The organism is Bacillus sp. SG20033, from assembly GCF_044570195.1.
Lineage (GTDB): Bacteria > Bacillota > Bacilli > Bacillales > Bacillaceae > Bacillus > Bacillus subtilis.
This window is the reverse complement of record NZ_CP172606.1, coordinates 4,186,776-4,208,663: the sequence shown is the minus strand read 5'-3', so window position 1 is coordinate 4,208,663 and position 21,888 is coordinate 4,186,776. Positions and strand designations below refer to the sequence as shown.

Annotated in this window: 25 protein-coding genes and 2 pseudogenes; 13 read left to right on the top strand and 14 right to left on the bottom strand. The window is 42.6% G+C overall.

The features are described from left to right. Positions 1 to 5: 5 nt before the first annotated feature. Together ACFVP7_RS22085 and rocF are read left to right on the top strand one after the other, a co-directional pair. Positions 6 to 1,409 carry an amino acid permease gene (locus ACFVP7_RS22085; RefSeq protein ID WP_014481465.1) on the top strand — a complete coding sequence of 468 codons (1,404 nt, stop codon included), beginning with the start codon at positions 6 to 8 and terminating at the stop codon, positions 1,407 to 1,409. Positions 1,410 to 1,481: 72 nt separating this feature from the next. Next, complete coding sequence (rocF, locus tag ACFVP7_RS22080) at positions 1,482 to 2,372, top strand: arginase (RefSeq protein WP_003226959.1); 891 nt, start codon at positions 1,482 to 1,484, stop codon at positions 2,370 to 2,372. Positions 2,373 to 2,608: 236 nt separating this feature from the next. On the opposite strand, the gene ACFVP7_RS22075 is transcribed toward rocF, so the two are convergent. Together ACFVP7_RS22075 and rapG are read right to left on the bottom strand one after the other, a co-directional pair. After that, complete coding sequence (locus tag ACFVP7_RS22075; protein WP_003226961.1) at positions 2,609 to 2,725, bottom strand: Phr family secreted Rap phosphatase inhibitor; 117 nt, start codon at positions 2,723 to 2,725, stop codon at positions 2,609 to 2,611. Next, positions 2,726 to 3,823 carry a response regulator aspartate phosphatase RapG gene (gene rapG / locus ACFVP7_RS22070; protein WP_017695778.1) on the bottom strand — a complete coding sequence of 366 codons (1,098 nt, stop codon included), beginning with the start codon at positions 3,821 to 3,823 and terminating at the stop codon, positions 2,726 to 2,728. Between the two features lie 110 nt (positions 3,824 to 3,933). Between rapG and ACFVP7_RS22065 the strand changes: the two genes are divergently transcribed. The 6 genes and pseudogenes from ACFVP7_RS22065 to fdhA all read left to right on the top strand — a co-directional run bounded on the left by ACFVP7_RS22065 (position 3,934) and on the right by fdhA (position 8,285). Beyond that, the gene (locus ACFVP7_RS22065) at positions 3,934 to 4,404 is read left to right on the top strand and encodes a GNAT family N-acetyltransferase (protein ID WP_249850730.1); all 471 of its coding nucleotides are present in this window, start codon (positions 3,934 to 3,936) and stop codon (positions 4,402 to 4,404) included. Positions 4,405 to 4,545: 141 nt separating this feature from the next. After that, positions 4,546 to 5,283, top strand: coding sequence for a YiiX/YebB-like N1pC/P60 family cysteine hydrolase (locus ACFVP7_RS22060; protein WP_249850731.1), 738 nt, complete (start codon positions 4,546 to 4,548; stop codon positions 5,281 to 5,283). Between the two features lie 10 nt (positions 5,284 to 5,293). After that, positions 5,294 to 6,457: a hypothetical protein gene (locus tag ACFVP7_RS22055; protein WP_396582886.1), complete on the top strand. Its 1,164-nt coding sequence runs from the start codon at positions 5,294 to 5,296 to the stop codon at positions 6,455 to 6,457. Between the two features lie 15 nt (positions 6,458 to 6,472). After that, a complete protein-coding gene (locus ACFVP7_RS22050; RefSeq protein ID WP_213419473.1) occupies positions 6,473 to 6,721 on the top strand; it encodes a DUF2651 family protein in 249 nt (82 codons plus the stop codon). Positions 6,722 to 6,825: 104 nt separating this feature from the next. Continuing rightward, a complete protein-coding gene (locus tag ACFVP7_RS22045) occupies positions 6,826 to 6,996 on the top strand; it encodes a hypothetical protein (RefSeq protein WP_017695773.1) in 171 nt (56 codons plus the stop codon). 62 nt (positions 6,997 to 7,058) lie between these two features. After that, positions 7,059 to 8,285: pseudogene (gene fdhA / locus ACFVP7_RS22040) on the top strand (formaldehyde dehydrogenase, glutathione-independent). Positions 8,286 to 8,318: 33 nt separating this feature from the next. On the opposite strand, the gene ACFVP7_RS22035 reads toward fdhA, so the two are convergent. Then, a complete protein-coding gene (locus ACFVP7_RS22035) occupies positions 8,319 to 8,732 on the bottom strand; it encodes a hypothetical protein (protein ID WP_085185319.1) in 414 nt (137 codons plus the stop codon). A 184-nt stretch (positions 8,733 to 8,916) separates the two neighbouring features. Between ACFVP7_RS22035 and ACFVP7_RS22030 the strand changes: the two genes are divergently transcribed. Together ACFVP7_RS22030 and rlmH are read left to right on the top strand one after the other, a co-directional pair. Continuing rightward, positions 8,917 to 9,087 carry a CxxH/CxxC protein gene (locus ACFVP7_RS22030; protein WP_003236479.1) on the top strand — a complete coding sequence of 57 codons (171 nt, stop codon included), beginning with the start codon at positions 8,917 to 8,919 and terminating at the stop codon, positions 9,085 to 9,087. An 80-nt stretch (positions 9,088 to 9,167) separates the two neighbouring features. After that, a complete protein-coding gene (gene rlmH / locus ACFVP7_RS22025) occupies positions 9,168 to 9,647 on the top strand; it encodes a 23S rRNA (pseudouridine(1915)-N(3))-methyltransferase RlmH (RefSeq protein ID WP_085185321.1) in 480 nt (159 codons plus the stop codon). Positions 9,648 to 9,902: 255 nt separating this feature from the next. Here rlmH and ACFVP7_RS22020 read toward each other — a convergent pair whose 3' ends face one another. From ACFVP7_RS22020 to ACFVP7_RS22010, 3 genes are read right to left on the bottom strand one after another with little or no spacing between them, the layout of a single operon-like run. Further along, complete coding sequence (locus tag ACFVP7_RS22020; protein ID WP_257435284.1) at positions 9,903 to 10,103, bottom strand: hypothetical protein; 201 nt, start codon at positions 10,101 to 10,103, stop codon at positions 9,903 to 9,905. Next, complete coding sequence (locus tag ACFVP7_RS22015; protein ID WP_230488750.1) at positions 10,090 to 10,578, bottom strand: recombinase zinc beta ribbon domain-containing protein; 489 nt, start codon at positions 10,576 to 10,578, stop codon at positions 10,090 to 10,092. The genes ACFVP7_RS22020 and ACFVP7_RS22015 overlap by 14 nt, the downstream gene beginning before the upstream one ends. A 7-nt stretch (positions 10,579 to 10,585) precedes the next feature. After that, the gene (locus ACFVP7_RS22010) at positions 10,586 to 11,122 is read right to left on the bottom strand and encodes a recombinase family protein (RefSeq protein ID WP_230488751.1); all 537 of its coding nucleotides are present in this window, start codon (positions 11,120 to 11,122) and stop codon (positions 10,586 to 10,588) included. Positions 11,123 to 11,390: 268 nt separating this feature from the next. On the opposite strand from ACFVP7_RS22010, the gene ACFVP7_RS22005 reads away from it, so the two are divergent. Then, positions 11,391 to 12,383: a restriction endonuclease gene (locus tag ACFVP7_RS22005; RefSeq protein ID WP_163182286.1), complete on the top strand. Its 993-nt coding sequence runs from the start codon at positions 11,391 to 11,393 to the stop codon at positions 12,381 to 12,383. Positions 12,384 to 12,715: 332 nt separating this feature from the next. Here the strand turns inward: ACFVP7_RS22005 and ACFVP7_RS22000 are convergent, their stop codons facing one another. From ACFVP7_RS22000 to ACFVP7_RS21980, 5 genes are all read right to left on the bottom strand, one after another. Beyond that, positions 12,716 to 13,057 carry a hypothetical protein gene (locus ACFVP7_RS22000; protein WP_396582885.1) on the bottom strand — a complete coding sequence of 114 codons (342 nt, stop codon included), beginning with the start codon at positions 13,055 to 13,057 and terminating at the stop codon, positions 12,716 to 12,718. A gap of 87 nt (positions 13,058 to 13,144) precedes the next feature. After that, on the bottom strand, positions 13,145 to 13,219 hold the full coding sequence (locus ACFVP7_RS21995; RefSeq protein WP_396583277.1) for a hypothetical protein: 75 nt from the start codon (positions 13,217 to 13,219) through the stop codon (positions 13,145 to 13,147). A gap of 164 nt (positions 13,220 to 13,383) precedes the next feature. Continuing rightward, on the bottom strand, positions 13,384 to 15,309 hold the full coding sequence (gene fbp / locus ACFVP7_RS21990) for a fructose-1,6-bisphosphatase (protein ID WP_396582884.1): 1,926 nt from the start codon (positions 15,307 to 15,309) through the stop codon (positions 13,384 to 13,386). Positions 15,310 to 15,515: 206 nt separating this feature from the next. After that, the gene (locus tag ACFVP7_RS21985; protein WP_009968424.1) at positions 15,516 to 15,674 is read right to left on the bottom strand and encodes a hypothetical protein; all 159 of its coding nucleotides are present in this window, start codon (positions 15,672 to 15,674) and stop codon (positions 15,516 to 15,518) included. 40 nt (positions 15,675 to 15,714) lie between these two features. Next, positions 15,715 to 16,266 (bottom strand): Pathogenicity island protein, encoded by a 552-nt coding sequence (locus ACFVP7_RS21980; protein WP_087614870.1) that lies wholly within the window; start codon positions 16,264 to 16,266, stop codon positions 15,715 to 15,717. Between the two features lie 286 nt (positions 16,267 to 16,552). On the opposite strand from ACFVP7_RS21980, the gene ACFVP7_RS21975 reads away from it, so the two are divergent. Next, positions 16,553 to 17,566, top strand: a complete 1,014-nt coding sequence (locus ACFVP7_RS21975; protein WP_085185333.1) for a hypothetical protein — start codon at positions 16,553 to 16,555, stop codon at positions 17,564 to 17,566. A gap of 90 nt (positions 17,567 to 17,656) precedes the next feature. Continuing rightward, positions 17,657 to 17,790, top strand: a pseudogene (locus ACFVP7_RS21970) (hypothetical protein); the annotation flags it as partial. Between the two features lie 111 nt (positions 17,791 to 17,901). Here the strand turns inward: ACFVP7_RS21970 and ahpF are convergent. The 3 genes from ahpF to gnd form a co-directional block, all read right to left on the bottom strand. Beyond that, positions 17,902 to 19,431, bottom strand: coding sequence for an alkyl hydroperoxide reductase subunit F (ahpF, locus tag ACFVP7_RS21965; protein WP_003243077.1), 1,530 nt, complete (start codon positions 19,429 to 19,431; stop codon positions 17,902 to 17,904). Positions 19,432 to 19,444: 13 nt separating this feature from the next. Beyond that, positions 19,445 to 20,008 carry an alkyl hydroperoxide reductase subunit C gene (gene ahpC, locus ACFVP7_RS21960; protein WP_003243686.1) on the bottom strand — a complete coding sequence of 188 codons (564 nt, stop codon included), beginning with the start codon at positions 20,006 to 20,008 and terminating at the stop codon, positions 19,445 to 19,447. A gap of 467 nt (positions 20,009 to 20,475) precedes the next feature. After that, positions 20,476 to 21,882 carry a decarboxylating NADP(+)-dependent phosphogluconate dehydrogenase gene (gene gnd, locus ACFVP7_RS21955; RefSeq protein WP_396582883.1) on the bottom strand — a complete coding sequence of 469 codons (1,407 nt, stop codon included), beginning with the start codon at positions 21,880 to 21,882 and terminating at the stop codon, positions 20,476 to 20,478. Positions 21,883 to 21,888 lie beyond the last annotated feature (6 nt).

Sequence of the window (21,888 nt, the reverse complement as noted above, 5' to 3'; positions counted from 1 at the left end):
AGAATGTGAATACAAACCAAGATAACGGAAATCAGCTCCAGCGGACAATGAAATCACGCCATTTGTTCATGATTTCATTGGGCGGAGTGATCGGAACCGGTTTCTTCCTTGGAACCGGGTTTACCATTAACCAAGCGGGACCGCTCGGCGCGGTTCTGTCCTATTTAGTGGGCGGCTTTATCATGTTTTTGACCATGCTCTGCTTAGGAGAGCTGGCAGTCGCCTTTCCTGTGTCGGGGTCCTTCCAGACCTATGCCACGAAATTTATCAGCCCGGCTTTCGGGTTTGCGTTCGGCTGGCTGTACTGGCTCGGCTGGGCGGTTACATGCGCCATTGAATTTTTATCAGCGGGGCAGCTGATGCAACGCTGGTTTCCGCATATAGACGTGTGGATTTGGTGTCTGGTCTTTGCAGCACTGATGTTTATTTTAAATGCAATCACCACAAAAGCCTTTGCAGAATCTGAATTCTGGTTCTCAGGCATTAAAATTTTGATTATCCTTTTATTTATTATTCTCGGCGGAGCTGCCATGTTTGGCCTGATTGATCTGAAGGGCGGAGAGCAGGCGCCGTTTTTGACACATTTTTATGAAGACGGGTTATTTCCGAACGGCATAAAGGCAATGCTGATTACGATGATTACCGTGAACTTTGCGTTTCAGGGGACTGAGCTGATCGGGGTTGCAGCCGGAGAAAGTGAAGACCCTGAAAAAACGATTCCACGGTCAATCAAACAGACAGTATGGAGAACGCTTGTCTTCTTTGTGCTTTCAATCATTGTCATTGCCGGCATGATTCCGTGGAAACAGGCGGGTGTCGTGGAAAGTCCATTTGTTGCCGTATTTGAGCAAATCGGAATCCCATATGCAGCTGATATCATGAACTTTGTTATTTTAATCGCTCTGTTATCTGTTGCGAATTCAGGTTTATACGCATCGACACGTATTCTGTACGCGATGGCGAATGAAGGACAGGCCTTCAAAGCGCTCGGCAAAACAAATCAGCGCGGTGTGCCGATGTACTCGTTAATCGTAACGATGGCTGTGGCCTGCCTATCACTTCTGACAAAGTTTGCGCAGGCTGAAACTGTATATATGGTACTGTTATCTTTGGCGGGCATGAGCGCGCAGGTCGGCTGGATTACGATTTCGCTTTCCCAAATCATGTTCAGACGCAAATATATCCGTGAGGGCGGGAAGATAGAAGATTTGAAATTTAAAACACCGCTGTACCCGGTGCTTCCGCTGATCGGCCTAACGTTAAATACGGTCGTGCTCATCAGTCTTGCATTTGATCCGGAGCAGCGTATCGCGCTGTATTGCGGCGTACCGTTTATGGTCATTTGCTACATCATTTATCATGTCGTCATTAAAAAACGCCAGCAGGCGAATCGTCAGCTAGAGCTTTAAAACGTTGTCCGCAAGTCATCTTTGTTAGAACCCGCATAGGACATTATCTTAAATGTTGAGGTGGAATCACAGATGGATAAAACGATTTCGGTTATTGGAATGCCAATGGATTTAGGACAAGCACGACGCGGAGTGGATATGGGCCCGAGTGCCATCCGGTACGCTCATCTGATCGAGCGGCTCTCAGACATGGGGTATACGGTTGAAGATCTCGGTGACATTCCGATCAACCGCGAAAAAATCAAAAATGACGAGGAACTGAAAAACCTGAATTCCGTTTTGGCGGGAAATGAAAAACTCGCGCAAAAGGTCAACAAAGTCATTGAAGAGAAAAAATTCCCGCTTGTCCTGGGCGGTGACCACAGTATTGCGATCGGCACGCTTGCAGGCACAGCGAAGCATTACGATAATCTCGGCGTCATCTGGTATGACGCGCACGGAGATTTGAATACACTTGAAACTTCACCATCGGGCAATATTCACGGCATGCCGCTCGCGGTCAGCCTTGGCATTGGCCACGAGTCACTGGTTAACCTTGAAGGCTACGCGCCTAAAATCAAACCGGAAAACGTCGTCATCATTGGCGCCCGGTCACTTGATGAAGGGGAGCGCAAGTACATTAAGGAAAGCGGCATGAAGGTGTACACAATGCACGAAATCGACCGTCTTGGCATGACAAAGGTCATTGAAGAAACCCTTGATTATTTATCAGCATGTGACGGAGTCCATCTGAGCCTTGATCTGGACGGACTTGATCCGAACGACGCACCGGGTGTCGGAACCCCTGTCGTCGGCGGCATCAGCTACCGGGAGAGCCATTTGGCTATGGAAATGCTGTATGACGCAGGCATCATTACCTCAGCCGAATTCGTTGAGGTTAACCCGATCCTTGATCACAAAAACAAAACGGGCAAAACAGCAGTAGAGCTCGTAGAATCTCTGCTAGGGAAGAAGCTGCTGTAATAAGAAAACCCCCGCACCCGCGGGGGTTTCAGCGTGTCTACAAACCCTCGCATTCGTTGTCAGGCCTGCGCTTCGGTGCTCACGAATTCCAAACATTCGCTGCGCTCCAATGCTCGTTCTTCCTAGACTTCAAGGGTTTTCAATCACGCTGAAAAGATGAAAGAATCCTAAAACTACAAACCGTTTTAGGATTCTTTCGTTAAATTGAACCCCCGCATCCCGTGGGGGTTTTTCATTTATCCAATCATTTTCTCAGCGACTTTCATTTCCTGTGAGTGGGTTTGATGGTCTGCAATAAACCAACCTGATAAAATCACCGCTGCGACGCCTGCGCCAATCAGAAATCTTTTCATTTATATAACCTCCGTTCGTTTAATCAGTTCTTCAATCTGTAATGCTTCATAAAAAAAGTGGGCAGCTTCTTTGTAAAGCTCCAGTTCCCTGTACCGTTCGCCAGCCAAAATGGAAAGTTCTCTTACACTGTCATACTCTTTCTCGGACAACAAGTCATCCATATGTTGTTTGCATAAGTGAAACGTTTCCGCATGACCCCCTTCTGCATAAATGGCATATAAAATGTCTATTTTTGCCTCACATATTCTATTCGGCTCAGCAGTCAATTTTTCCTTCACGTCTTGGTAATAAGATAAGGCCTGTTCTTTCTTTTTGATCTTAAACAGTTCTCGTATCAGCAAGTAGGCAGAATGATAATAATAGGCGGAGCGGGCATACTCATCGTTCCGTAGAGCCTCCTCTAATTTCGAAACCGCTTCTTCTGATTTGCCGCTTTGCGCATGAAGAAGGCCGAAGTTATGCAAAAGCTGGGCTTCAAAAAAATGATCCTCTAATTCACTCGTGATCCGAATTGCTTCGTCCAAATAAGCCTCAGCTTCTTCAAACTGGCTCATCTCTGTAAAATTGCCTGACATGGTAATCAGCGCTGAAGCCAGCTTCTTTTTATAATCTGTCTCTTCTCTGAATGTTTTGACTGCTTGCCGTGTATGATTGAGGGATACAATATTTTGTCCCAGCTTATAATAGAGCTTTCCGACCTTCAGGTGAAATTCGGCTTTTTCAATCGGATCGGGAATGTTGTCGAGATACTGCTCTGCATCTTTATACAGCCCAATGGCAATGTCATAATTATTTTTATAGGCCTCATACATGCCTTCAAACAGAAAAAAGTAATATTTCAGCATGTCAGACGTAGCATTCATATGAGAAGGCTCCTCATGCTGAAAGCCCTGTCCTCTCGCCTCGTGAAGCAAAACCTTGTGGCGCAGTTCCAATAAGGAGAAGTAGGCCAGCACCTCCTGATCCTCTTCCATGTCATCCAATAAAGGCTTTACTTCTTCAAATAAACGGGAGGATTCTTCAACTTCATGTTTCTTGATGGCAAGGTACCAATCATTGAGCATGCTAGCGATTTCTGCGGGTGCGATCTTATTCATGTGAAACTCCTTTCTCTAGTGACTTATCAATCTCAGTTGCTTATTCTGATAGTAACACCTCTTTCTATTTTATGTAAAATCCTCTAGTCAATATATGAAGGAGAGATGATATGACAATTATGCTGAGCCCTATGCAGACAGAAGAATTTCGGTCTTATCTCACATACACAACAAAGCATTACGCGAAAGAAAAGGTAAAAGCGGGAACATGGCTGCCTGAAGATGCACAGCTTTTGTCTAAGCAGGCGTTTACTGATCTGCTCCCGAAAGGGCTGGAAACACCCCATCACCATTTGTGGAGCCTCAAGCTGAATGAAAAGGATATCGTTGGCTGGCTCTGGATACATGCTGAACCGGAACATCCGCAACAGGAAGCGTTTATTTATGATTTTGGGTTATATGAACCGTATCGGGGAAAGGGCTACGCAAAGCAAGCATTGACGGCATTAGATCAAACGGCACGCAGCATGGGAATCCGCAAGCTGTCCCTTCATGTCTTTGCCCATAATCAGACGGCGCGAAAGCTATATGAGCAAACCGGATTTCAAGAAACAGACGTAGTGATGAGCAAGAAGCTTTAACGAAAAGGGCCTGATAAAGGCCTTTTTCTGTAAACGATTTCTAAAAATTCTGTAAATAACCTAGTTACTTTCCTTATTTTCCTAATATAATGTGGGTGAGGAAATTACCTTTCCTACACTCACAAGAAAAGAGGAGATGTAATGAAGTTGAAGAAACGAGTGTCGATATTTTTGGTAGCGCTTACAATGTGTGGCGGCCTGTTTGTTTCTCCCGCCAAAGCCGTAAAGACCACAAATTATGCTGAAGAAATCGCCGCACTGCAGCCAGGCACGACACCGGAAGAAATCATGAGATCTGCCAGCCAGATTGCCAAACAGCAGCACGTAAAGCAGGACGTTATCCTAAAACAGTTCTATAAGGAAATCACGGCTGATAAAGCAGAAGGAGACCGGCTCGCCAAGGAAAGCGGCATGTCTATCATGGGCGGGTCGTCCGGCACGAAAAAACTCCCGACAAGCGCGAAAGGCAATATCTATTACACGAACTCCTACACAGCCTACTACAATCACGGCCACGTCGGCATGTACTCCGCTGCTGACAAAATTGTTGAATCTGTCCCGAGCGACGGCGTCAGGCAGATCGCTTATAATGCCAGAGACGTGGAAGACAACTCCATTGTGCAAACCGTCAGCGTATCCTCATCTCAAAAAACAGCTGCTGCCGACTGGGCGGTATCAAAAGTGGGCGACCCATACTCATTTAACTTCGTCAATAACAGAAATACCGGCCATGACGGCGCCAAAAACTGTTCAAAGCTCCTATGGTCTGCCTTTTTGCTAAAAGCAGGGATTGATATAGACAGCAACGGAGGCTTAGGCGTGTATCCGCGCGACATCACAAGTTCTTCGTATACGACAACCATCATGACCATTTACTAAGGAGAAGGCTATGAAAAAGTGGATGATTACCATCGCCATGCTGATTCTCGCAGGAATCGCACTATTTGTCTTCATTTCTCCTCTCAAAAGCCATAAAACCGTGAGTCAGCAGGATCTCAGAAATCCCGATTTCCTGGATGACAAAGAAGTCCTGCTGTATTTCTCATCCTCTGCGGATCAAGATGCATTTGGCGGCGGGAAAAGCTACGCCCTGTTTATCAGCCATGACGGGACGCTGTCTCCCTTTCAGATGAAGGGCCTTGAGCTGGGCTCAGCAAAGGTTCACGGTGACAGCGTGATGCTGGAGGACAAAAACACGATTTATACGATCAAAAACGGCCTGCGCTCCCATAAAAGAACCTATCAGCACACAGGCGACAGCGCGGGCTTTCTGCAAAACACGGACGGCTTTTACACCTTATACAACTCCGGCTACGACAAAAAGGGAGACGGATACCGCTCAGAGCTGTACCGCCAAATGGACGGAGAGTGGAAAAAAGACGTCATCCCCTACTACATCCGAGCCTCCGGTTTCCATGATGGCGCCATTTACGCACTCGTCCCGACAGATGACGGAAAAGGCTATCAGCTCCTTCAGATTCAAGCAGATCAGAAGAAGCTTACCTATCTCAGCATAACGGAATGGCAGTACCGGGAAGGAGCCTCAGTCGAATCCCAACTTGCCGTGGACGACCAAGCTGTGTATGTTATGGTTCGCGGCCAAAAAGCCCACAATCTCTATCAAATGGTCAAGATCAACAAAAAAAGCGGCGAAGTAGAGCTGCACGATATCGCCGAATACAAAAACGACGAACAAACGATATACAGCTCCATGCCCTTCAGCTTTAAAAACAGCTTTTTCCCTTATGACGGGAACCTGTATTTCATTGACGGCTTCGGAAAGGTACACAAAATCGATGCCAAGACAGGAAAAACAAGCATCGTCTTCACCCTTTCCCCGGACAAAATGAAAGCCGAATTCAAAGAAATCACCCAAAAAGGCAGCAGCCTCTATTTCTTCACATACACGTACAACAAGCCTGCCTACATTGAACAGTACAATCTGAAAACCGGAAAGAAAATGAAAGAAAAAGTGATTGGGAAGGTAAAGGACGTCGTGACGCCGAAGAGTCATTTGAAGCTGTATGATGTTGAGGTGATGAAGGGGTTTTAGGGCAAGGAGGTTAGTATGGGAGCTATCGCCGTTTTATTTATCGTTTTTGGTTTTCCGATTTTTGCAGGTGTATTTGGTATAGCGGGTCATTTTTTATTTAAGAGGTTTTGGGTGGCACCACTCATCGTCCTTATCGCGAGCTTGATATTGTTATTTACGTTAGCTTCGGGCAATAGCTCATTCATGTTTTGGGTTGTTATGTATACGGCGATTTCGTTAGTAACCAGTATTGTCACATTATTTCTCAGGAAATTTTTTAATTGATCTCTAATTATGAAGAGACTGGTGTGAAGTCTCTTTTTTTGTTGAACCGAAATTTGCAGAGGATTTTGGGTATGGTTTAGAAACGAATCTAAAGGAGTAATGACATGCGCACCAAACGGGTTATTCTTCTGGCAGTTATGATCTGCCTGGTTTCGGCCATTACTGTGTTCTTGTTAAATGGATGTAAAGTCGACTTCTTAGACATCGGCGGAACCATTATTGGATGCTTTCTTGGCATATTTGTTGTTGTAAGAATACAGAAAAAACAGTCGTGAAAAAGGGAAAGAGTCATGCCGAACCGAAGTCATGTTCAAGGACGGAGAGTCCAAACACATGAATGGGAGGAATGGCGTTGACAGGAAACAAAGCGGTTGTGTACAAAGGCAAAGGGACTGTAGCGGTGGAGGATATCGGTTATCCGGAGTTAATCTTGAGGGACGGGCCCGGCGTCCCGAAGGCGAATGTGAATCGAAAATGTGAGCATGGGGTTATTCTCAAAGTCATTACAACCAACATTTGCGGGAGCGACCAGCATATGGTCAGAGGCCGCACAACGGCGCCTGAAGGCTTGGTGCTCGGACATGAAATCACCGGAGAAGTTATTGAAACGGGGCGTGATGTTGAATTTATCAAAAAAGGCGATATCGTATCCGTTCCTTTCAATATTGCCTGCGGACGCTGTGTGATGTGCAAAACGCAGAAAACGCATGTGTGCCTGAATGTCAATCCGGACCGGCCCGGATCGGCTTACGGCTACGTCGATATGGGCGGCTGGGTCGGCGGCCAGTCTGAATATGTCATGGTGCCATACGCTGATTTTCAGCTTTTGGTATTCCCTGATAAAGAACAGGCGTTAGAAAAGATTCTCGATTTGACCATGCTGTCGGACATATTCCCGACCGGCTTCCACGGAGCTTACACAGCGGGCGTGCAAACAGGTTCAACCGTTTATATCGCGGGAGCGGGGCCTGTTGGCTTGGCAGCTGCACACTCCGCTCAGCTCCTAGGTGCCTCAACCGTGATTGTCGGCGATCTGAACGAAGACAGGCTGGCACAGGCGAGAAGCTTCGGCTGTGAAACGGTCAACGTGTAAAAACACGACCGCCTCGGCGAGCAAATTGAACAAATACTAGGTGAACCAACCGTTGATGCCGCAGTGGACTGTGTCGGCTTTGAAGCATCCGGACACGGCAATCAAGGAGAAGCGCCTGCCGCTGTGCTGAACTCAATCATGGACGTCACCCAGGTCGGAGGCAGCCTTGGCATTCCAGGCTTATACGTGACCGAAGATCCCGGCGCAAAGGATGCAGACGCCAAAACAGGCTCACTAAAAATCCGCTTCGGACTCGGCTGGGCCAAAGCCCACACCTTCGTCACCGGACAAACGCCCGCCATGACATACAACCGCAATTTGATGAAAGCGATCCTGAGCGGCAGAGCGCAGATCGCAAAAGCAGTCAACGCCACCGTCATTTCTCTGGACGACGCGCCAAAAGGCTACAGCGACTTCGACAAAGGCGCAGCCAAAAAATTCGTCATCGACCCTCATGGAACATTGAAGTAAAAGAAAAAGCCGGACGTTCTTAGAACGCCGGCTTTATTGCTGGTAATCCGTTTCTTCAAATCGACTTCCCGTTTCATCCTGTACGATAAAATCCTCTTCGATTTTGTCCAGTCCAATCAAAATATAAGGGTTTTTCTCAGTTGCCTTAGGAGCTGGTTTTCGTTTCACAGTTACAATCGTTTCTTTAGGTGAGAATTTGACGTCTGACACCTCAAGCTGTTTTTCGTTCTCGCTGCTTCCGAGAGACACGACGACCATTTTTTTGCCTTCTGATATGGTGAAGACTTGATATCCTTTTACATCATCATGTATTTGAAGGTAATTAGCGTATATTTCTAAGTCTGGACTGCCTTCACCGATTCGATCCTTCTCCAACATCCAATAAGACGGCTGACACCCAACAAGCAGCAACATGATCACAAAAAGCCAAACCCATCTAAAGCGCAAATGCAAACCTCCCCACACATCGGTTACATCCAAACTAACATACGAGTGAAATAGAGTCATCAACAGCTTGTTTGTCGAATTGTGGATAAAACTCAGCCCGAAGCACTACTAACATGTGAATAAATAGGTTATATTGGGAAGAGAATATTTGCAAAAACGCAAGAAACCATCGGAGGATTAGAACATGAAACAAACCTATTATTCCTGTGAAGAACACATCGAAACCGTGCTGGATATGTACATAGACGACCACGAGCTGCCGCCCGAAATCAGAAAAATCGAACATACTAACAGTTTATCCACAGCCTGTGAATTATGCGGAGACCCCGCAGTATATATAGTGGGGAACGAATGATCTTACACAAAATACAGAAAAGATATCCACAATTGTGGACAATATATATGAATAACTTGTTTTTAAAGTGGGGATGACCTGTGAATATCAATATTGTGACAATCGGAAAACTAAAAGAAAAATACCTCAAGCAAGGCATTGAAGAATACACGAAACGACTTTCAGCCTACGCAAAAATCGACATCATCGAACTCCCGGACGAAAAAGCGCCGGAAAACCTAAGCGACCAGGACATGAAAATCATAAAAGACAAAGAAGGCGACCGCATCTTATCGAAAATCAGCCCCGACGCCCACGTCATCGCCCTCGCCATCGAAGGAAAAATGAAAACATCCGAAGAACTAGCCGATACAATAGATAAGCTGGCTACATATGGAAAAAGCAAAATCACCTTCGTCATCGGCGGATCACTCGGATTGAGTGACGCAGTGATGAAGCGAGCGGATGAAAAGCTGTCGTTCTCGAAAATGACGTTTCCTCATCAGTTGATGCGGTTGATTCTGGTGGAGCAGATTTATCGGGCTTTTCGGATTAATCGGGGGGAACCGTACCACAAATAGTGGCAAAAATTGTTGTAGGTAAGGTGGTAATTCTTTATCGGAAGCGGGTATTGAAAATGTGTGTTCATTATCCGTTTCACGATATAGCAAGTGGATTAGTATAAACGTTTTGGATATATTCATTTCAGTAAAATCAAATTCAAGTTCTATATTCTGATCTATCTATTTGCTCTATTGTAGTTTTATCAATTAGCAGCTGAAGTAATTGTTTTTGATTTTCCCTAGATATCTTCCTATAAACTGATAGGAATTTTTTCAGTAATTTTCGATCAACTCTGGTTGGATTAATTTTGAATCAATAGAACCTAATTGAATTATAATCTCATTTTTTCTTTGTTCTAACTCTCTTTTTTTATTGGAGACCTTTTGTAATCTTTCTTGCAGAATATCAATAGGCAGAGTATTTTTCTCAAATGCTTCCATATGTAATTTCCAATTTCCTTTAATTTTTTTCAATCCCTTCTAACTCTTTATTCAGTAGGTTTATCGAATGAGCGGAATTAGAACTAATGTCTGTGAGCGTCTTATATAAATTCTTCTTATTAGAGCTGAATTGTTCAATTTTCTTAATAACCGTATCTTCTGCTTCATTTGCCCTTATGGAATTAGCTTTACAAGCAGCAGATCCTTTATTATGGAAATCGCTACAGACGTAATAACGATGTTGTCGTTTCGACCCATCTTTTCGTGTATATGTTGTAATCGATGGTACCATTCCTTGACCACAATCAGGACAACGTAAAAGACCACTAAGTAAAAATGGTTCATTTGATTGTCGCTGCTTAAATGATTTACTTTTTCTTCTTGCTTGTACTACGTTCCATAATTCGTCCGAAATTATAGCTTCGTGTTTTCCTTTAACTAGGATGGGATTTTGATTTTTACCTTTTCTCCGTTTGGTGTCCCAATTCTCAACTTTTAGCCAACTGATTTTACCGTTATATACAACATTGTCTAGCTAGGGTTTGTGCTACACCGTTAATAGAAAAATATCGGCTTCGCTTCGTCCTATATCCTTCTTTAATTAAGTTGTTAGAAATTGCTCTTAGGCCTTTACCATTTGCATACATATGATAGATTAGCTGTACTACTTCTGCTTCCTTTTCATTGATAACAAGTTCTTTCTTAACAATGTCATATCCAAATACAACTCCACCGTTCCAACGCCCTTCTAATGCTCGCTGTTTCATTCCAAGCTTTACATTTTCGGATATTGTATTACGCTCCATTTCAGCAATAGAAGCCATAATTTTAAGTACTAATCGTCCTATAGGGCTACTAGTATCAAAGTTTTCCGAGTAGGATATAAATTTCACATTATATTTTTGAAACTTATCTAGAATCATGAATGTGTCTAACATATTTCTTGAAAGTCGAGATATTTTCCATACTAAAACGGCATTGAATCTCTCATTTTCAACATCATTAATTAGCCTCTGCATTTCAGGACGTCCATTTACTGATTTACCGCTAATTCCTTCATCGACATACTCATCGACTACTTCCCATTTATAAACTTAAGCATATTGCCGAAGTGTTTGAAGTTGGGCAGCTATACTAAATCCCTCTTTTGCCTGTTCTTCTGTGCTTACGCGGGCGTAATTTGCCACTCTTTTTATTTCTGTTGTCATATTTGTCCTCCTTTCGCTTTTATAATACTATGAAAATAGTAAAAAGAGAAAATGGGATTAGTAGTATTTGTCTATCATAGCTAGCCTAATGCTATTAATAGGGGGATTTTTAATGAGAGCATGGATGAGTAAAGGGAGCTTATTAAACACTATCCAAGATATGATAGGAATTAAAACAGGATTACTTATTACAGATGATGATATTTTCAGACTCATGGGAGATACATCATATAGTGATCTGTTTGAATCAATTAGAAATCAAGATAACCAACATTTAATAACAATACGGGGAGAGGAATTTGAAGAGATTATATCTATAATTAGAGTGGGGTTAGGGAATAGAGATAGCGTTCCAGCCCCGTTTCTCCTAAAATTGGCTTTGGACTTTCCTGAATATCAGGATGACTTGGCAAAACTAGTCAAAGCCTTATCTGAATATACAAGTCAGAATAAGGGGCCGCTCTTAATTAATCAAAAATTCCATAATAAGTTGAAGGAAATGTCGGGTGCAGGTGAATTTATAACGTTATTATTTATTAAAGACTTGATACAAACAATTGATCATAGTGTCACAAATAAATTTTCGATTGAAGAATGGGACGGGGAAATACCTTTGAGTGATTTATTTCAAAGTGAAAATCTCCCTGACAACAAAGAGGAATTTATTGACCAAAGATTTATTGATTATCTCCATGCCCAAAATAAGGATGTTGACGGAATTCATTGGAGACAATTTGAAGCACTCACAGCTGAGTTTTTTCGCAGAAATGGCTATATAGTAACATTGGGTAAGGGGAGGAAAGATGGAGGCATAGATGTATATGCAGTAAAGGAAAATAAAGACAGTAAAAAGCCAGAAGCCATTATTATTCAATGTAAGCGACATAAAAAATCAAATAAAGTAGGTGTGAATATTGTTAAGGCACTATACTTTGACGTTGTAGACAAAGAAGTAGATAAAGGAATTGTTGCAACGACTTCATATATAGAGCCACAGGGAAAGAGAATATGTGACAGTAAAAAGTATCCAATTGACTATGCCGAATTAGATACGGTAACAAGTTGGATTGATGAGATGAAGAGCAAAAGCCTACTGAGGTACTAAACTTATTATAGAGATTTCACTGTTCCCAATCTGCCTATTATACTATTTGTAATTAAGTACAGGATTGTTAAACAAAATTATCTTATTGTGTAAAATTTAGCAGTCTATTCATTTGAAATAGACTGCTAATTCAGCTTCAGAATAAGAATAAATACACATCCATAATATAAAGCTAACAAGTAGTTAAACAAGTCCATGACTTATCACTTTAAATAGCTCTTGATCAAATTTATAGACGATTTTCTTAATTGTTCAATCTTTGGGCTTTTCTCCAGTATTTACTTGAATTTCTTTAATAAGAAAACGAAGTAATTCTTTTTTATCATAGTCGTCTAATAAGTAATAAAAGAATTAAAATCATTAGCGATACGGTTAATTACTGTTAATAAGTCATTGTTATTCTTTAATTCAATCTGCTTTGTTAACAGTATTTTAAATTCCTTCTGTTCACTTTCTTCATTCTGGGCTCTTTCCATTTGTTCACTAAGCGTAGCTATGGCGATTATTTTCTTTGTATAAAGTTGCAAGAGTTCGTGTTTCTCTCTTTTTAGTTCTCTTAAATTTTTTTCTATTGATTTAAGTTCTTCTTCAATTGGTTCCAATTCACTCTTTAAGTTATCGATAACTACTAATTGTAATGGCATAGAAAGGTTTAGATTGTTAAGGTACTTCATAACCTGTGACAATACCTCTCGTTCCGCATACTCCTTATTTACAAGATTCGATTTACATGCTTTAGAACCACTATTTTTAAAACGGCCTTAAACGTAATATTTGTTCTTTTTGTTAGCATTCCCTTGTACCATTGCACCGCCACAAGTAGGACACTTTAATATACCTGTTAATGGGAAGGAGCCGTTGTGAACTCTACCTTTTGTTTATGGAGAGATGAAAGAGACGCAAAAAATGACAGAAAGTGATCATCAATTTGCAGTGTAAAAAAAGATGTTGAATAACCATAAAAAAGTCCAGAGAATATCTTCTCTGAACCCCCTATCCCTCACTTCATATACCGATACTCCCGCAAACTCTCCAAAATCGCAACTTCCTGCAACAATTCCTCACCAACATTCGTTTCCTTCACTTTCTTCCGCTCAAGCTCTTTGTCCACTAACCGCTTCACTGTTAAGACATCGGTTCCGGTGCTTAGGACTTCTGCCTTTGAGTTGAAGTGTTTATGGGCGACGAGCTGCATGCCGTAGGAGTTGTAGAGCAGCGTGTAGCCGGCGATGCCTGTTGTGGATTGGTAGGCTTTGGAGAAGCCGCCGTCGATGACGATCATTTTTCCGTTTGCTTTGATTGGGTCTTCTCCTTCGATTTCTTTTACCGGTGTATGGCCGTTGATGATATGGCCATGATCTGGATTGAGGCCGAATTCTGCCAGGATGTTTCGGCAGGTTTCCTCGTCTTCTCGTAAATAATAATACGGGTTTTTCTTTTCTTTATGCGTTTCCTTCTCTTTAATGAAATAGCGCTCAAATGTTGTCATGGCGCGTTTTCCGAATAGGGAGGAGTACTCGCCTGTCCATAAATACCAGGCCATATCTGTCGCCAGGTCATCGGTTTCTTCCGGGTGGGCAAACGCTTCTCGTAAGAACCGTTCAAATACATCGAGCAGCTCACGGCCCGCATAGGCTTTATCCTCAATCATCATCGTTTCCATATTGCCGTTTTCATCAACTGGAATACAGCCATGAATTAACAGGTTGCCGTTATATTTTAAATAAAGGCTACCTTTTTTCATCATAAAATTCATATGTCGGCCCAGCTTTTCGGAATGCTGGACAGAGAATAGCAGCTTGTCTATGACTTCTGCTTCTTCTTCTAGTAGCTGATCTGGCTGCTCTGGATTGATTGTCGCAAAGCAGGTGTTTTCCAGCTGATATGTTTTTCCGTTCAGCGTGATTTCGTTTTTGTCATAATCTATTTTCTCTAATAACAGCCGCTCTTCCATATTAAAGTTCGGCCGTCTCTTGATAATCGGGCTCTCAAGCTTGAATTGGATCATGGCAATCGCTTGATGGATTTTTGTGATTTGCTTAATCTCATCCTCTGGCCTGTTTTCGTCTGCTTTTGGACGGAACGCTGGATTATCATCATAATATTTTTCGGCCAGGTTCAGCAGCGGTCTCAGGTTGATGCCGTACACGTCCTCAATAATATCCAAGTTGTCGTAGCGGGCACAGATGCGGATAATATTGGCCAGGCACACTTTGGAACCGGAATAGGCGCCGATCCAAAGGACATCGTGATTTCCCCACTGAATATCGACAGAATGATAGTTGATCAGTTCTTCCATAATTCTATCCGGCTGCGGACCGCGGTCATAAATATCGCCGACCACATGCAGATGGTCGACCACCAATCGCTGAACGCTGTAAGCAAGGCCGGTGATCAGCTTATCGGCTTGGCCAAGCTCAATGATCTGATCAATGATTTCGGAGTAATATTGCTCCTTGTTGCCAGCTTGTTCTGTTTTGTATAACAGCTCCTCCGTAATATAAGCAAATTGGGCAGGCAGTGCTTTGCGCAATTTGGATCGGGTATACTTGGAGGAGCAATATGAAACGAGCTTAATCATTCGATGAATCGTTTCTTTATACCACTCGTTTAACGCTTCTTTCGCAACAAAGTCATGTTTGATTAACTTCAGTTTGTCTTCCGGATAATAGACCAATGCTGCTAATTCATCAATTTCTCTATCGTAAATGACACCGCTGAAGATGTCGCGTATCTTCTCTTTGACTCGTCCTGAACCATTGCGCAGCACGTGCTGGAATGCCTGATACTCCCCGTGCAAATCACTGACAAAATGCTCAGTGCCCTTTGGCAGGTTCAATATCGCTTTCAAATTAATGATTTCTGTTACCACTTTTTCTTCACAATCGTATTTTTGCGCGAGTAGATCTAGGTACTTGCTTTCCAAAATCGTCCATCCCCTTTTTAGAATAAACCCCTATATATGATCATGTGCATGATAAGGTGAATTTAAAAGTATGACATTGTTTTTCATCATTGGACCTTTATATGATAGTACCGCATAACTGCTTTTATAGACAATTGAAACGAGTGAATAAAGTGAAACACAAAAAAACCAGATGTTAAATCTGGTTTCCTTTTCAAAGCAAACTATTATTGTTTTTCTTTCACCATCTTTACAAAGAGGAAAAAGATAATGAATACGATAAAGTAGTTCATTGGATTCTTAACGATGCTCATCTCTAGTGAAATTTGTAAGAGTATCCAGAGCGCAAAGATGGCTAGTATGGCAGGAATGATGATTTTGTACATGTCGACCACCTTCCGTAGTTAATGAAAGAAGAGTTCTATATTAGAAGCAAGATGCAGCAGCGCCTGTCATCGCACCGCCAACCGCTCCGGTAATCGCACCAACAGCGCCAGCCCCTACAGTTCCAATGCCGGGGATTGTGACTGTTCCTACGGCAGCTCCTGCAAGACCTAGTGTACCGCCGCCAGTTATCGCACCGCCGCCAGTCCCCAGAATACATTTTCCAACTGATTGGGTACTGATTGTACCGCTAGTTTGTCCAGACTCTTGGTTTACTACTTTGATTAAAACGCCATGATCGATTTTTTCGTATTGTAGTGTAACAGGATCACCATTTTTGTCAGTTGAGCTTTTAGGGAGAACTTGTTCTTCGCCCGTTACATGATCTTTTAATATTGCATTTCCATCAGCAATCTGAACATCTGCATGATCGAACGTCATCTTCAGCTCACTATCGTTGAGGTTTTCAACTATGTATGTAGCTTGGGATTCTGTAGCATCCGCTGCAATGGGTAAAACCGGGAGGGATAAGGCACCTACTAGGAATACCAAGGCCGCCAGTTTTACTGTGGTTAGCTTCATTATTCTTTGCATCATTGATCCTCCTCCTTTGGTTGCCATACTAACAGAGATATTTTGCCTGTTAAACATTTATATATAAAAATTACTGAATTTCATTACATTGAATCACCAAGTTATTCATTTTCCCTCCAAAAGTCTCAGACGTTGGTAGGTCTTTTTGTTTTCAATATTTAAGGGTTAAGCAAATAATTTCTTGAATTATAAGGTAAGAAGTCGTTTTACATAAATGGGTAATGCATTGACGATAAAATCTCTTCAATGATATAATTTGGAAATAAAATATAGGAGGATGGCGTGGATGTTTAGAAAACCAAGAGTCTTAATAACGGCGGTTGTCTTAGCTATAAGCAGTTTAGCGGCAACAACTGTATACGCTCAATCCGGTTACTTTAACACGTATACAACTTATACACCTTTATCAAAATCAGGGTATTTTACTGCGATGCAGGGAATGTGTGTGGATCGCAACAATAATGCTATTTATGCAGCAAAACTGAACAGCGCAACTCAAAAAACTCAATTATTCTCTATAAAAATGAGCAGTACATCGAGTAATAGAACTGTTACACTACTTAAAAATTCAGACACAAATAGTACTAGTTATGATTTAGGTCACGCTAATGATTTAGCTGTAAAAGCATCTGCAGGTGATAAAAATGTAAGCATTTATGTTGCTCCAATGTCAGATGGAACTAAATATGTCAATAAAATAATAAAACTGAGTGTAGATACAACAAAGAAAACATACAAAGTTGCCAAAACTTATGTTTTGAATTATAAGGGTTCTAATTTATCTGTAAGTGGCATTACATATTCAGTCGGAACAGATAAATTTATCGTTAGATCAGGAAAAAGGTTTTTCGTTGGTACATTTAATGATAAAACTGGACGATTTGACTATGAGGCTACTTTTAAACTCAATTATACGAAAGCTATAGTTAATAATAAGATAGAAGATGTTTCTAAATACATCCAGCAAGGGATTTCCTTCTATCAAGGAACCTTATATGTGCCGCTTTCAAAACCAGATGCAAATGGAAATGCCTCTAATGTTAGCATTATATTAACGTATCCTTTGGATATAAATAGTTTGATTAAAGAACAAAAAGCAACTCAAACAGCTGACTTTTCGAAAGAATTGTTCACCCGTAACAACTTATCTTTCCGGATTACCAGCGGTGCCTATACACTTTTTGAAATAGAATCTGTTGATTTTGATGATGGCACGTTATACTTTAATACGAACCGCGGAAACAAAGGAACACAAGAAGATATGATCGCAACATTTAATAATTATAATTATTATAAGTAAAATCACGTTTGAAATTCTAATATTTAGGTGCAAGAGAATCTCTTGCACCTTTTTAGGTAGGGCGGGTGTCTAGGAGGCTAAGCTCTTTACATTCAAAAATTGGGCTATACGCCTTGGGGCATTATTGATATCGTCTCTTCACAACAGGCGAGATGAAGCGATATAAAAAAGATTCATTTGAGTGGTACAAAAATGTCATTCAAACGAACGGCGAGGAACTATAAGAAGCTGGCCCGAATCGAGCACTTTTACCGTAGTGCCTGGTTCGGGTTTTTTCTGTAGAAAAAGAAAAAGCCGCTATCCTGCCAATCTGGCAATATAGCGGCTTTCTTATATCAGTTACGGATTAGGTAATCAAACGCGCCGAGAGCGGCAGTTGCACCTGATCCCATAGAAATAATAATTTGGTTGTACGCACTGTCTGTGCAGTCGCCGGCAGCAAATAAGCCTGGTACGCTTGTTGCGCCGTGTTTGTCGACGATGATTTCGCCCATGCGGTTGCGTTCAACCGTTCCTTCTAACCATTCTGTGTTTGGCACGAGACCGATTTGGACGAATACACCTTGAAGTTCAACGTGTTTTTCTTCGCCTGTTTCGCGGTCTACGTATGTGATGCCGTTAACACTCTGATCACCTGTGATTTCTTTTGTTTGTGCGTTTTTCACGACAGTAACGTTAGGCAGGCTGTAGAGACGTTTTTGCAGGACTTCGTCTGCTTTCAGTTCCGGCGCGAATTCTAGTACAGTAACGTGATTCACAATACCTGCAAGATCAATTGCTGCTTCGATACCAGAGTTTCCGCCGCCGATTACCGCAACGTCTTTGCCTTCAAACAATGGCCCATCACAGTGCGGGCAGTATGCGACACCTTTGTTTTTGAACTCTTGTTCACCGGGTACGTTGACATTGCGCCAGCGTGCACCTGTTGAAAGGATCACTGTTTTACTTTTCAGGACAGCGCCGTTTTCGAGTTCAAGTTCGAACAGATCTTTCTTCTCAAGGCGTTTCGCACGCTGAAGGTTCATGACATCAATATCATATTCCTTCACATGCTCTTCAAGACTTGCCGCTAGCTTCGGTCCTTCCGTCGCTTTGACGCTGATGAAGTTTTCGATGCTCATGGTGTCGAGAACCTGTCCGCCGAAGCGTTCAGCGACAACCCCAGTGCGGATGCCTTTACGTGCAGTATAAATCGCTGCACTAGCACCAGCAGGTCCGCCTCCGACCACAAGAACGTCAAACGGCTCTTTGTCAGCAAACTCAGATGCATCTGTGCCGCTGCCCATTTTCGCAAGAATTTCTTCAAGCGTCATACGGCCGCTTCCGAAGGATTCGCCATTCAGGTAAACGGTCGGCACTGCCATAATGTTTTTGCTTTCAACTTCTGCTTTGTATGCTGCACCGTCAATCATCGTGTGCGTAATGTTCGGGTTCAGCACGCTCATCATGTTTAAAGCTTGTACAACATCAGGACAGTTGTGGCATGTCAGGCTGATATAAGATTCGAAGTGGTATTCACCGCTGATCTTCTTCACCTGATCAATGACTTTTTGGTCCACCTTAGGCGGTCTGCCGCTCACTTGGAGCAGCGCCAACACTAATGATGTGAATTCGTGGCCCAGAGGGATACCGGCGAAAGTCACGCCAGTGTCTTCTCCGACACGATTGACACTGAAGCTTGGCGTTCTGTTTAATTCAGCTTTTTCAACTGAAATTTTCGATGACATGGAAGCCAGCTCATCAACGAGAGCCAGCATGTCCTTAGAAGTGTCATCTTCGCCTGCGCTAACTTTGAGAACAATGTCATTCTCAATTAGCTGCATATATTGATTTAATTGTGCTTTGATGTTTGCATCAAGTACCAATTGAATGCACTCCTTAGATTTTACCTACTAGATCAAGGCTAGGTGTAAGAGTTTCGCCGCCTTCTTCCCATTTAGCCGGGCAAACTTCACCTGGGTTTTGACGAACGTATTGAGCTGCTTTTACTTTGTTTACAAGGTTGCTTGCGTCACGGCCGATACCGCCTGCATTGATTTCAACAGTTTGGATAACGCCATCTGGATCGATGATGAATGTTCCGCGGTCAGCAAGGCCAGTTTCTTCGTCAAGAACATCGAAGTTGCGAGAGATCGTTTGAGATGGGTCACCGATCATTGCGTAAGTGATTTTGCTGATTTTTTCAGAGCTGTCATGCCAGCCTTTGTGTACGAAGTGAGTATCTGTAGAAACAGAGTATACTTCAACACCTAATTCTTTAAGAGCAGCATATTGTTCTTGAAGATCTTCAAGCTCAGTTGGGCACACGAAAGAGAAATCTGCTGGGTAGAAGCAGAATACGCTCCATTGGCCTTTCAAATCTTCGTTTGTTACATCGATGAATTCACCGTTTTTGAATGCTTTTGCTTCGAATGGAAGTACTTCTTTACCGATTAAAGACATAATGTATATTCCTCCTAAAAATGTATTAGAAAGCATATTCGCTTTCAATAATAATTCTAATTATATATGAATTATTAATTAATATATATTTTTTGTCAAGCGATAACCTACTTTTTTTCATCTTACTAAAGGTGTGACAGGTAGGATTTATGCATTTCTTTTATAACAGATGAGAGGCTGATTCTCAATTAGACAAGGTTTTCAGAGACTTTTGTAAATCAGAATGCCAGGCCGTTTTGGCATTTGAACATTTTATGACACCATGGGCAAGGGGCAAAGGACAATTGCCAAAAGCAGAATAGAACGGAACAGCAGGCATGCTGTCACATGATGATCTTGGGGATTGTTTCTAGCTATTATTGTATCACTGTTTATGATATTTAAAACATAACTTATGTCTTCTGTTGTTTGGGATAGAAGAAAAAAACACGGTTCAGTTGAAAACTGACCGTGTTTTTGATGACAGGTTATTCAGACCAATTCGTATGGAAAACGCCGTCCATATCAGTCCGTTCGTACGTGTGAGCGCCAAAGTAATCGCGCTGCGCCTGCAAGAGGTTCGCATTGGAACGCCCTGTGCGGTAGCCGTCGTAATAAGAGAGCGCGGTAGTTAAGCATGGGAAAGAGATTCCGGTGCTGATACCCTCGCAGACGACTTTTCGCAGGCCTGTTTGATAGTCATGGAGCTTATCTGTGAAATAAGGCGCGATCAGCAGGTTTGCCAGATTTGGCTGCTCACTGAATGCTTCGCTGATCACGTTTAGGAAATCAGCGCGGATGATGCAGCCGCCTCGGAAAATCAAGGCAATGTCTTTGAGCGGCAGATTCCAGCCGTAAAGCTCAGATGACATCTTATATTGGGCAAAGCCTTGTGCATAGGCGCATACTTTCCCCATGTAAAGAGCCTGTCTGACGTATTCAATCCAGGTGTCTTTATCCAAGTGTTTTTCTTCGGCTTCCGGGCCTGCTAATACGTCTTGAGCTGCCATCCGTTCTTCTTTTAAGGATGACAAGTAGCGGGCGAACAAGGACTCTGTGATGATCGTGGACGGGATGCCGTTATCAATCGCCTGCATGCTCGTCCATTTTCCGGTGCCTTTTTGTCCGGTTTTATCAAGGATGACATCGATCAGAGGCTGTCCTGTTTTTTCGTCTTTTTTGCGTAAAATCTCAGCTGTAATCTCTATTAAATAGCTTTTCAGCTCACCTTGATTCCATGTTTCAAAAATAGATGCAATTTCATCGAGCGGCAGACGAAGCGTTTCTCTTAGAAACGTATACGCTTCTGCAATCAGCTGCATGTCTGCATATTCAATGCCGTTGTGCACCATCTTTGTAAAGTGCCCTGCCCCTTTTGGTCCGATATAGACACAGCAAGGGTCATCTCCGACTTGAGCTGCGATTTTCGTCAGGATAGGAGCGGCTTTCTCATAGACGTCGCGATCTCCGCCCGGCATGATGGAAGGCCCTGTTAATGCACCGACTTCACCGCCGGAAATGCCGACTCCCAGGTAGCCGATCCCTTTTTCCTTCAGCTCGTCATATCTTCTTTCTGTGTCTTCATAGTGGGAGTTTCCTCCGTCCATGATGACGTCGCCTTCTTCAAGCAAAGGCATTAATGATTGGATGACGGAATCTACGGGTTTTCCCGCTGTGACCATCAAAAAGATTTTTCTTGGTTTTTCTAACGATTGAACAAAGTCCTCAAGCTCGTAATACGGGCTGAGAGATTGTCCATCCAGCTTTTGGACAAGCTGGTCCGTTAAATCTCTGGTGTAATTATAGACAGCGACGTTTTCGCCTTTATTTGCCATGTTTAAGGCGATGTTGCTTCCCATTACGCCTAAGCCTATGACACCAATCGTATTGAACATGTGTTA